Genomic DNA, 11,417 nt, shown 5'->3' with positions numbered 1-11,417 from the left:
GGACGAATAAGTATTTTTTGCACAGGGAATCATGTTTCCCCGCGCACTATTGGACAGAATAAAACTGAAGGAAAGAAATTATGCTAGCAACGGACTCCGCACTGGTGCTCTTTAGCGGTGGACAAGATTCCACCACCTGCCTGGCCTGGGCCTTGAAACACTATAGCCGCGTCGAAACCATCGGCTTTGATTACGGCCAGCGCCATGCGATCGAACTGACCGTGCGTCCCGGCGTACTGGAACAGATGCGCCAGCAGTCGCCCGAGTGGGACAGCCGCCTGGGTCAGGATCACATGATAGACCTGTCCTTGATTTCCGCCATTTCCGATACGGCCATGACGCAGAACGTCGAGATCGTCATGCAGGAAAACGGCTTGCCGAACACCTTTGTTCCTGGACGCAACTTGCTGTTCATGACGGTGGCCGCTACCGTGGCGTATCGCCGCGGCTTGACGGTGCTGGTCGGCGGCATGTGCGAAACGGATTTTTCCGGCTACCCGGATTGCCGCGATGACACGATGAAGGCCCTGCAAGTGGCCCTCAACCTGGGCATGAATACGCGTTTGAAACTGGAAACGCCGCTGATGTGGCTGGACAAGGCGCAAAGCTGGGACCTGGCGGAAGACCTGGGCGGCCAGCCGCTGGTCGACCTGATCCGCAGCGGCACGCACACCTGCTATCTGGGCGAGCGGGGCGAGCTGCACGACTGGGGCTATGGCTGCGGCACTTGCCCCGCCTGCGCCCTGCGCGCCAATGGCTACCAGCAATACGCGGCGCGCAAGGCCCTGAAGTAAGCAAGTTGTAACTAAGTTGCGCCGTTTCTTCAAGCGGCGCGGCAGGAGTGCAAGCCATGCTGTGGTTTTTGCCACAGGAGCGCCTTGCCATGAAATCCCTCTTTGCCGCGCTGTACGGCCCCGTGTTCTGGGCCGGCTTCATCGGCGCCGCCGGCTGGTTAATTGCGGTTCGCCAACATTCCCTCTGGCTCTTGCCGCCCTTGCTGCTGCTGGCCCTGCTCACTTCTTTTCTTGCCGAACGCTATCTGCCGTATGACGGCGCATGGAACCACGATCACGGCGACGGCTGGCGCGACAGCCTGCATGCGCTCGTCAATGAAGCGCTGTACCTGCTGGGCCTGGCGGCTTTTCCCTTGCTGGCCGGACACCTGGCGCTGGGCCCGTTCTGGCCGGTCCAGCTGCCGTTCTGGGGGCAGTTGCTGCTGGCGATCGTCATCGCCGATTGCGGCATCACGCTCGTGCATTGCCTGAGCCACCGCTATTATTTCCTGTGGAAACTGCACGCCGTGCACCACAGCGTGCAGCGCCTGTACGGTTTTAATGGCTGGATGAAACACCCCTTGCACTTGCTGCTGGAAGCGGCGGGCGGCATGCTGCCCTTGCTGCTGCTGGGCATACCGGAAACCGTCATGGCCGTGCTGGCGTTTGCCGTGGCGATCCAGCTCTTGCTGCAGCACGCGAATGTCGACATGCGCATGGGCCCGCTGCGCCACGTGTTTGCCTGGGCGCCCCTGCATCGTTTTCACCACATGAAATACGGCACGGCCGGCGACGTGAATTTCGGCCTGTTCTTTACGTGCTGGGATCGCCTGCTGGGCACCGCCTTCGACGCGCCCGGCTATCGCATGCGGGGCGACGACCTGGGCATCGGCAGCCGTCCCGATTACCCGCTCGCTTATGGAGCGCAATTGATCGAACCGTTCCGCGCGGAAGAGGGCGTGCGCGCGCCCGAGCTGCCGGCCGGCTTGAAGCAGGCGCTGCATCGAAAACTCAATCGAGCAGCTTGACGTCGAGCTGGCGCAAGCTGCGGTCGGCGCGCACGCCGAACAGGCTGCGCATGGTGCGTGAAAAATGCGCGGCATCGGCAAAGCCGGCGCCGTGGGCCGCCTCCGTCAGTGTGCTGCCGAGCAAGATGAAACGGATGGCCAGGCGCAAGCGGCGCCACAGCACCAGGCGCCGCACGGGCAGGCCCAGCTGGGCGCTGAACAGGCGTTCCAGCTGGCTCAGCGACAAATGCGCCGCCTCGGCCACGGCGGTTGCGCTGACCTTGCCTGACAACAGCGCGTCGACCTTGTCCAGCGCCCGCCGCAGGCGGGGATCGGGCAAATGCTCGCGTGGCTGCGCCTGCAGCGCGGCGGACAGGCTGTCGAGGCTGGGTGTACCTGCGCTGCCGGCCGCTGCCAGCAGGGCCGCGCCGCCCAGTCGCTGCGGTTCCGCATAGATGGTCAGCAGGGGCGCAGGCGCGCTCAGGATGGCGTGCGGGCGCAGGCTGTCGACCAGCAAATGCCGCGCCGTATGGACGATGCCGTCGAGCTCGGCCGTGAAGGGCGCACCGGTGCTCAGCATCAGCTGCTGCGCATAATGGGCGTGGCTGTCTGTGGCGCCCGCTGCGCCATGCAAGATGGCAAAGTCCGGCGCCAGCCATAGTGTTCCCTGCCAGCTATCCTGCTGCAAACGCGACTCCTTGATGATGGATTGCGTGGACGATCATACCAGCGGGAGGGGATGGTTTTCACGGCATCGAATTTTCCTGGGGCACGCATCATTGCAATCACGAAATATGTGATCTTTTTAATACAATATTCAGCATTGCAAGGGCGCCCGCTGTAACGTACTATCATTCTCAGCGATTACCGATGGTCGTCGTGCAGCCCGCTGCCAGCCATGTTGCTGGCCGTATAGTGGTTTGAAATCCGTTCTGCCTGTCAGCCCGTCATGCCTACACGCGCGTCTTCGTCGTGGTTTGCTTGGCCAGTGTCGCACTGGGTGGGACCGCGCGTGTTGGCCGCGCTGGTGCTGGCGCTGTGCCTGGGACTGACGTACGGCGCCTGGCGCAATGCCCACGACGCCAGCGAACAGCAGGTGCAGGCCGATTTCGATTTCCGCGTGCGCGAACTGGTCAACAACATCGTCGGCCGCATGCAAACCTACATCCAGGTGCTGCACGGGGTGCAGGGGCTGTATGCCAGTTCGCAGGAAGTCACGCGCCGCGAATTCCATGCCTATCTGGCGGTGCAGCAGGTGGAGCGCCACTTTCCCGGCATACACGGCATCGGCTACCTGCCGCTGTTGTCCGGCGCCGCCCTGGCACGGCATGAGGCCGGCGTGCGCGCGGAAGGCTATCCCGGCTATGCCGTGCGTCCGCAAGGCCAGCGTGCCTGGTATGCACCCATCACCTATCTGGAACCTTTAAGCGAGAGCAACCTGCTGGCCTTCGGCTACGACATCGGGTCCGAACCCGTGCGCCGCGCCGCGCTTGAACAGGCACGCGACACGGGCCAGGCCGCCATGACGGGCAAGATCCACCTGGTGCAAGATGGCGGCAGCACCCAGGCGCATGGCTTCCTGGTCGTGTTGCCTGTGTATGACGATGGCTTGCCGCATGCCAGCGTGGAGCAACGGCGCGCCGCCTTGCGCGCCTGGGTCTTCGCGCCATTTCGCATGGGCGACCTGATGGCGGGCGTGGGCGGCGAGGGCGCGCGCCAGCTGGATCTGGAAATCTATGATGGCGCGCAACTGGCCGAGGCCGCCTTGATGTATGACAGCTTGCCGGGCGCCTTGTCGTCTGCCGCCTCGGACAGCCGGCTGTCGCAGCAAGCGATCACCATCGCCGGCCATGCCTGGACCTTGCACGTGCGCGCCATGCCGGGCTTCGATGGCGAACTGCTGGCGCGGCCCCGCCTGGTGGCCTGGACCGGTTTGCTGGCCAGCATCGTGCTGGCGCTGGCAGCCTGGCTGCTGGCGGCGGGCCGTGCCCGCGCGCGGGCGGCGCTGGCGCGCTCGAGCGAGCTGACTGGCCAGCTGGAGCAGGGGCAGGCGAGCGTGCTGGCGATGGCCGAAGCAGCGCAGCGCAGCCAGGCCATGCTGCGCAGCATCCTCGATTCGACCATCGACGGCATTCTGGTCGACAATACCGATGGCCGCATCTTCATGTCGAACCGGCGCTTCCGCGACCTGTGGCAAGTGCCAGACGCGCTCGACTGGCAAGCCGATGGCGCGGCGCTGGTGCGCCATGTGGAAAGCCAGCTGGAGCAGGCGGCGCCGTTCCTTGGGGCACGCGCCCACGCGCCGCATGGCCACCGCGAGCGGCGCGACGTGCTGCACCTGCGCGATGGACGGGTGGTCGAGCAGTATGTGCGCAGCATGCAGCTGGGCAATGAGCAGGCGCGCTTGTGGACCTTCCGCGATATCAGCGAGCGCAGCCAGATGGAACGGCGCGAGCACACGCGGCGGCAAGTGCTGGAAATGCTGGCCACGGGCGCGCCGCTGGAACGGGTGCTGGAAAGCGTGGTGTTGGGTGTACAAGCCGACCATCCTGCCATGCTGTGCAGCATCTTGCTGCTCGATGAGAGCCGCCACCGCCTGGTGCTGGGCGCGGCGCCGAGCTTGCCCGCGTTTTTCAACCTGGCGAGCCATGGCCATGACCTCGACACCCTGCAGGGCGTGCATGGCATCGCCGCGCAAGCCGTGCGCGACGGCCTGCGCGTGATCGTCGGCGACCTGCATGCCGATGCGCAGGAAACCATGGAACTGGCGTGCCGGGCCCAGCTGCAATCGTGCTGGGCCGAGCCCGTGCGTGGCGGCTCGGGCAAGCTGCTCGGTGTCCTGATGGCGTATCACCGCCAGCCTACGCTACCGGGCGCGGCGCATCTGGCACGGCTGAGCGAGGCGGCGCACCTGGCCGGCATGGCCATCGAACAGGCGCAGGTGGCACTGGCCCTGCGCGCCGGCGAAGCGCGTTTCCGCAGCCTGTACGACCATGCGCCCGTGGCCCTGTGGGAACAGGACTGGTCTGCCGTGCGCGCCGCGCTCGATGCTCTCAAGCAAGCGGGCGTGCGCGATCTGGGCACCCACTTCCAGGCCAATCCGGATGCGCTGCAGCAGCTGGCGGGGCTGGTGCGCATCATCGATGCGAACGGCGCCGCGCTGGCGCAGGTGCGCGCCAACGAGGACGACCAGCGCCGCGGCGCGCTGGGCCTGGCACAGAATTTCGACGACAGCGCCTTGCCCTGTTTCGGCGATGCGCTGCTGGCGCTGGCTGGCGGCGCGCACCTGTACGAGTGCGAAAGCAGCTTTGTGCGTCTCGACGGCGCGGCGCGGCAAAATGAATTGAGCCTGCTGGTCATGCCCGGTCATGCCGACAGCCTGGACTTTGTCATGGTGTCCTCGTTCGATATCACCGAGCGCAAGCGCATGAACGCGGAACTGTTGCAGCTGGCCACCACCGATTTTCTCACCGGCCTGCCAAACCGGCGTCACTTCATGGCGGCGCTGGGAAACGAGCATGCCCGCTTGCAGCGCGAGCTGGCCCGTTGCGCCACCGTGCTGATGCTCGATATCGATCATTTCAAGCGCGTCAACGACGAGTATGGTCACGCGGTGGGCGATACCGTGTTGCGCCACCTGGGTGCGTTGATGTGCCAGGCGCTGCGCAAGGTCGACGTGCCGGGCCGCGTGGGCGGCGAGGAATTCGCCATCTTGCTGCCGGGCACGGACCTGGCGGCAGCGGCCGTGTTTGCCGAACGGCTGCGCCGGCGCGTGGCGGAAAGTTCGCTGACCACCGATGGTGGCATCTTGATTACCATCACGGTGAGTATCGGCATGGCCGCCATGGCCGGCACGGATGCCGATTGCGACGCCGTGCTGGCGCGCGCCGACGAGGCGCTGTACCGGGCCAAGCGGGGCGGGCGCAACCGCATCGAACAGAATGATGGCGGCAGCGACGGCGTGCTCAGCAAGTTCATGGCGCAGTGATTACAGGCTGTGCTGACGCGCTTGCGCCTGCTTGCGGTTGCGGCTGACGATCAGCCAGACGATGGCGACGGGTATCAGCAGCGGCAGCAGCACGGGTGTGCTCAAGGCGAGCGCCAGTACCACGCACAAGGCCACCACGGCGATCAGCACCACGCCCACGCCGGCCAGAACGACCCCCGTGATGACGGCGGCGCACACCAGCGCAATGGCGGCGATCAGCAAGCCGCCGCCGGCAAACACCAGGCCGAACAACCATTCCAGCGGACCGTCGACATCGTCGCCGTTGAACTGCATGTGCATGTCGCTGCCGCTTATCTTGTCGAGAAACAGGCAGGCGAGCATGACGATGAGGACGAAGGTGAGCAATTTTTTCATGGTAAGCCTCAGTGTGTGGGGAATCGGGTGTTGCATGGTCACACTGTAGGGGCGCGCCTGGCTTGCCGCCAGCGGCGTGCGACAGGCCGTCATTTTCACGGTATGGAAGGCGCTGGCGGCCAGAAAATGCTGATCTGGAACAAGATTTCTTTTCTTGTAATGTACGCAAGCCGTCCTATACTGAACACCTCAGTCTAGCAAGGAGGGCAACATGCTTTTGTTTGCAGATACCGGGGATCAATCGCTATCCCCCCCTGAACATCGAATCACGCGCCAGCGTAGCGCCACCCAGTCCTGCGCCGAGCCCGTCGGCGCGCCATCGGCGATACCGCCGATCATCATCACCCCGTTCAATTACCATGCGCCGCTGCCGGCCATCGACCCGCGCTGGATACCACCCGGTCCACCGTTGACCTGGCCCAACCGGCCTGCCATGTCCATGTGCTGATGTTTGGCCATGCAAAGAAATGCCTCGCCTGGTAGTGAAAAAAGCCCGCGGCGCGGGCTTTTGTGGCTGCATGCTGGAATCAGGATTGTTTGCGGCGTAGCACGAAGCCCAGCAAGCCCAGGCCGGCAAGCAGCATGGCATAGGTTTCCGGTTCGGGCACGGCGGTGATGAAGGCGTGGTTGTCGCTTTCAAAGGCATCCTGGCCTGTCGAGTGGAAGGCGATCGAGGTAAATTTTTCCCCTTCGCCCGCCCACGCATTCACATACAGGCCGACCGATTGATCGCCATTGGCGCTGATACCGCCCAGCGTGGCGATTTCCGATCCCGTCAAGGTGACCGTGCTCTGATCTCCCATGGTAAAGACGACGCTGTTGTACGTATCTGGCGAACCCATGTAGAAGCCAAAATAGCTCAGACCGCCGCCGAAGGTGGCGACGCCAGGGGTGATCTGGCCATTCGTCACGCCGACGGAATAGAAAGCCGTCAGATCGTTCGGTGGCTGCGCGGCGTAGCTTGGGTGATTGCTGGTGAAGACGTTACCCGTGTAATTAGCGGGCACTAGACCATCATTGAAATCGATGGTGGTGGCGCCCGCAACCGACGTGACCAGCCCCTCGCCTGCCAGTACCGTACCGCCGGTAGTGAAGGTGGGAACTGCGCTGGCGCTGCCTGCGACGACGACGAGCGTGGCGCAGGCCAGAGTGGACAAGATTTTCATGTTGATACCCTCGAATGTATAGGTGTGCACAGCTATTTTTATCAGAACGACGAAAGTGCCTGGCGTGGCGAGACAATGCGGCGTTCAGGGACGATGGACACCGCATGAAGAAAAGAATTTCTTGGGGCCAAGCATTACTACATGCAATATATAAATATAAAAAACACAATTCAGATTGCAAAATAATAATAGGTTCTCCTGAGGAATATCAAAGCTCGATTGCTAGAATAAAACTACTACATTGATAGCTTGTCTTCTTGCCAGGATCGACTATGGCGCTCCGCGCCTTACCTTGCGGCAAGGCGGCACGGGCGGGCGTTTTCGACTATCATGCTAGCCCCGACCTTCCATCACGAGCACCGCCATGAGTACCGATTTTCCCGACTTTTCCGACGAAGCAGCCGAGCAGGACAATGACGCCCCGATCCAGGAGCCGCGCCTGTGGGTAGGCAATGGCTGGACGGCGCGCGTGATCAAGAACGAGGAAGATGAAGGCTGGGCCGTGGCCATGATCAAGGATGGCGAACCGGAGCCGGCACTGGTGGGACCATGGACCATGGGCCGCGACAAGAAAAATCCGAAGCCGCTCGACGTCAACGCGTTTAATACGCTGGTCAAGACGGCCTCGGAAGTGCTGCGCCGCCACGAGCAGCAGTTGCATGCGCAGTTGCACAAGAACCTGTTTGTCGCCACCGACGAGGGGCAAATCAAGGTGATGTTCGACATCGTCCCCGACGAAGACCATCCGTACGCGGAACTGAGCGCTTACGACGCCGATGGCGAACAGATCGCCAAGGTGCGCACCTCGGCCGCCTTCAAGTTCAATGCGACATCCGCCGCGAACTGGATCGAAGGCGGCTACCGCAAGCCGGGTTAAGCCGATTGCGGTAGCGCGCGTCTCGCTCTCTATTTACTCAGCTGTACCGCCGCGCCTTCGGGCGCGGCTTGCATTTCCACTTCCTCTTCCTTGCGGTACGCCAGCCGGTACAGCAGCGGCAACACCAGCAAGGTCAAGGCCGTCGACGACAGGATGCCGCCGATCACCACGGTGGCCAGCGGACGCTGCACCTCGGCGCCCGTGCCCGTGGCAATGGCCATCGGCACGAAGCCCAGCGAGGCCACCAGCGCCGTCATCAGCACGGGCCGCAAGCGCGTGATGGCCCCTACACGTATCGCCTCCTGCAAGGGCATGCCCTGTTCGCGCAGCTGGCGGATGTAGGCGATCATCACCAGGCCGTTCAGCACGGCCACGCCGGACAGGGCGATGAAGCCGACCGCCGCCGAGATCGACATGGGAATATCGCGCAGCCACAGGGCGACGATGCCGCCCGTCAAGGCGAACGGAATGCCGCTGAACACCAGCAAACCATCCTTCACGTTGCCGAACATGGCAAACAGCAGCACAAAGACGAGCGCCAGCGCTACGGGTACCACCAGCTCCAGGCGTTTCGTGGCCGACTGCAATTGCTCGAACTGGCCGCCCCAGCTGGTCCAGTAGCCAGGGGGAATAGCCACCTGCGCTTGCAATTGCTGCGTGGCGTCGGCCACGAAGGAGCCGATATCGCGTCCGCGCACGTTGGCGCTGACGACGATGCGGCGCTTGCCGTCTTCGCGGCTGATCTGGTTCGGCCCCGGCGCCACTTGCAGGCTGGCCACTTCGCCGAGCGGTATGAAGCGCGCGCGGCCTTCCGCCGCCGCGCCCAGAGGCAGGGCGATGGGCAGGCGTTTCAATTGCTCCAGGTCGCTGCGCAGGCTGTCGGGCAGGCGCACGACGATGTCGAAGCGGCGGTCGCCCTGGAACAGGGTGCCCGCTTCTTGCCCGCCGATGGCCGTGGCAATCGCCGCTTGCACGTCGGCAATGTTGAGACCGTAGCGGGCCGTCTGCTCGCGGTCGATCTGCACCGTCAGCATGGGCAAGCCCGTCGTCTGCTCGACCTTCACTTCCGTCGCTCCGGGAATCTTCCCAAGCACACCAGCGATCTTCGCCGCCGTACTGTCGAGCACGGCCATGTCGTCGCCGAATAGTTTCACGGCCACATCGCTGCGCACGCCGGAAATCAGTTCATTGAAGCGCAGCTGGATCGGCTGCGAAAACTCATAGTTGTTGCCCGGCAAGCTGCTGGCCGTCGCTTCGATTTCTGCCAGCAATTGTTCGCGCGATTTCTTCGGTTCCGGCCACTGGTCGCGCGGCTTGAGCATGATGTAGCCATCGGAAATATTCGGCGGCATGGGGTCGGAGGCGATCTCGGCCGTTCCCGTGCGGGCGAACACGCGCGCGATTTCCTTGTGGTTTGCCATCAGCTTGCTTTCCAGCTGCTGCTGCATGGCCAGCGATTGGCTCAAGCTGGTGCCGGGGATGCGCAGGGCCTGGATGGCGATGTCGCCCTCGTTCAGGCTGGGCACGAACTCGCTGCCCATGCGCGTGGCCAGCAAGCCCGACAGCAATACTGCCACGGCTGCACCCGTCAGCACGACTGGCGTGTTGCGCATCACCTTGTCCAGCAGCGGGGCATACCAGCGCTTGGCGGCGCGCATGATGGCGTTTTCTTTCTCCGCTACCTTGTCGCCGATAAACAGTGCCACGGCGGCCGGGATGAAAGTGATCGACAGCAGCATGGCGCCCAGCAGGGCAATCACGACCGTCAGGGCCATCGGCGTAAACATGCGGCCTTCCACGCCCGTCAGCGCAAAGATGGGCAGGTACACGACCATGATGATCAGCTGGCCGTACAGCAGGGGGCGGCGCGCCTCTTGCGATGCCGCAAACACTTCATGAAAGCGTTCCTGCAAGGTCAAGGGCCGTCCCAGTTTCTGCTGCGCATGGGCCAGGCGCCGCACGCAGTTTTCCACGATCACCACGGCGCCATCGATGATGATGCCGAAGTCCAGCGCCCCCAAACTCATCAGGTTGGCGCTCACATGGTATTGCACCATGCCCGTAAACGTGAACAGCATGGCCAGCGGAATCACCATGGCCGTGATGACGGCCGCGCGGATATTGCCGAGGAACAGGAACAGGATGGCGATCACCAGGACCGCGCCTTCGAGCAGGTTTTTCTTTACCGTATTGATGGCCTTGTCGACGAGGACCGTGCGGTCATACACGGTGACGGCATGCACGCCCTTGGGCAGGCTGCGGTTGATTTCCACCATCTTTTTGTCGACCGCTTGCGAGACGGCGCGGCTGTTTTGCCCGATCAGCATGAACACCGTGCCCAGCACCACTTCGCGGCCGTTTTCCGTGGCCGCGCCCGTGCGCAGTTCGCGCCCCAGCACCACGTCGGCCACGTCGCGGATGCGGATGGCCACGCCCTGCACATTGGCGACGACGATGTTGCCGATGTCGCTTTTTGAGGCCACCTGGCCCGGCGCGCGTATCAGCAGCTGCTCACCCTGCCGTTCGATATAGCCGGCGCCCACGTTGCTGTTGTTGCGCTCGAGCGCCGTCACCACATCTTGCAGGCTGATACCGTAGGCGGCAAGTTTTTCAGGGTAGGGCGCTACCTGGTATTGCTTGGCGTAGCCGCCGATGGCGTTGATTTCCGTGACGCCCGTGACATTGCGCAACTGCGGCTTGATGATCCAGTCCTGGATTTCGCGCAAGTCCGTCGGCGTGTACGGCGTGCCATCGGGCTTTTTCGCGCCGTCTTGCGTTTCCACCGTCCACAGGTAGATTTCGCCGAGTCCCGTGGAGACGGGCCCCATCTTTGGCGTGATACCGGCCGGCAAGCTTTCCTTGGCTTCCTGCAAGCGCTCGTTGATCATCTGGCGGGCAAAGTAAATGTCCGTGCCATCCTTGAAGATCACGGTCACTTGCGACAGGCCGTAGCGCGACAATGAGCGCGTCTGTTCCAGGTTAGGCAAGCCGGCCATGGCCGTTTCGATGGGGAAGGTGACGCGTTGCTCGGTTTCCAGCGGCGAATAGCCGGCGGACTGGGTATTGATTTGCACCTGCACATTGGTGATGTCGGGCACGGCGTCGATGGGCAGCTTTTGATAGCTGTAGATGCCCAGGCCGGCCATGGCGGCCACGGCCAGCATCACCAGCCAGCGCTGGTCGATGGCGAAGCGGATCAAGCGTTCAAACATGATGGTGTCCTTTGTTTAA

General features: G+C 63.3%; 9 protein-coding genes. 5 read left to right on the top strand and 4 right to left on the bottom strand.

Features of this window, described 5'->3' with window-relative positions; genetic code table 11:
* Positions 1 to 80 precede the first annotated feature (80 nt).
* Positions 81 to 794 carry a 7-cyano-7-deazaguanine synthase QueC gene (queC, locus tag ACQ4WY_RS13620; RefSeq protein WP_101483693.1) on the top strand — a complete coding sequence of 238 codons (714 nt, stop codon included), beginning with the start codon at positions 81 to 83 and terminating at the stop codon, positions 792 to 794.
* 89 nt (positions 795 to 883) lie between these two features.
* Positions 884 to 1,801: a sterol desaturase family protein gene (locus tag ACQ4WY_RS13615; protein ID WP_436504586.1), complete on the top strand. Its 918-nt coding sequence runs from the start codon at positions 884 to 886 to the stop codon at positions 1,799 to 1,801.
* On the opposite strand, the gene ACQ4WY_RS13610 is transcribed toward ACQ4WY_RS13615, so the two are convergent.
* The gene (locus tag ACQ4WY_RS13610) at positions 1,785 to 2,468 is read right to left on the bottom strand and encodes a helix-turn-helix domain-containing protein (protein ID WP_436504584.1); all 684 of its coding nucleotides are present in this window, start codon (positions 2,466 to 2,468) and stop codon (positions 1,785 to 1,787) included. The genes ACQ4WY_RS13615 and ACQ4WY_RS13610 overlap by 17 nt on opposite strands.
* Positions 2,469 to 2,729: 261 nt before the next feature.
* On the opposite strand from ACQ4WY_RS13610, the gene ACQ4WY_RS13605 reads away from it, so the two are divergent.
* Entirely contained in the window at positions 2,730 to 5,768 is a 3,039-nt protein-coding gene (locus tag ACQ4WY_RS13605; protein WP_436504582.1) for a sensor domain-containing diguanylate cyclase, read from the top strand.
* Here the strand turns inward: ACQ4WY_RS13605 and ACQ4WY_RS13600 are convergent, their stop codons facing one another.
* Complete coding sequence (locus ACQ4WY_RS13600; protein WP_353659039.1) at positions 5,769 to 6,143, bottom strand: hypothetical protein; 375 nt, start codon at positions 6,141 to 6,143, stop codon at positions 5,769 to 5,771.
* 211 nt (positions 6,144 to 6,354) lie between these two features.
* Here ACQ4WY_RS13600 and ACQ4WY_RS13595 point away from each other — a divergent pair, with 211 nt between their 5' ends.
* Entirely contained in the window at positions 6,355 to 6,591 is a 237-nt protein-coding gene (locus ACQ4WY_RS13595; protein ID WP_436504580.1) for a hypothetical protein, read from the top strand.
* Between the two features lie 79 nt (positions 6,592 to 6,670).
* Here the strand turns inward: ACQ4WY_RS13595 and ACQ4WY_RS13590 are convergent, their stop codons facing one another.
* On the bottom strand, positions 6,671 to 7,309 hold the full coding sequence (locus tag ACQ4WY_RS13590) for an Npun_F0296 family exosortase-dependent surface protein (RefSeq protein ID WP_436504578.1): 639 nt from the start codon (positions 7,307 to 7,309) through the stop codon (positions 6,671 to 6,673).
* A gap of 364 nt (positions 7,310 to 7,673) precedes the next feature.
* Between ACQ4WY_RS13590 and ACQ4WY_RS13585 the strand changes: the two genes are divergently transcribed.
* A complete protein-coding gene (locus tag ACQ4WY_RS13585) occupies positions 7,674 to 8,186 on the top strand; it encodes a hypothetical protein (RefSeq protein ID WP_436504576.1) in 513 nt (170 codons plus the stop codon).
* Positions 8,187 to 8,215: 29 nt separating this feature from the next.
* On the opposite strand, the gene ACQ4WY_RS13580 is transcribed toward ACQ4WY_RS13585, so the two are convergent.
* Positions 8,216 to 11,398 (bottom strand): efflux RND transporter permease subunit, encoded by a 3,183-nt coding sequence (locus tag ACQ4WY_RS13580; RefSeq protein WP_436504574.1) that lies wholly within the window; start codon positions 11,396 to 11,398, stop codon positions 8,216 to 8,218.
* Positions 11,399 to 11,417: the final 19 nt, after the last annotated feature.

This window comes from Janthinobacterium salmonicoloratum (assembly GCF_051380845.1).
Classification (GTDB): domain Bacteria; phylum Pseudomonadota; class Gammaproteobacteria; order Burkholderiales; family Burkholderiaceae_D; genus Janthinobacterium; species Janthinobacterium lividum_F.
Note: the sequence above shows the minus strand (reverse complement) of the source record. Positions and strands in the feature narration are given on the sequence as shown.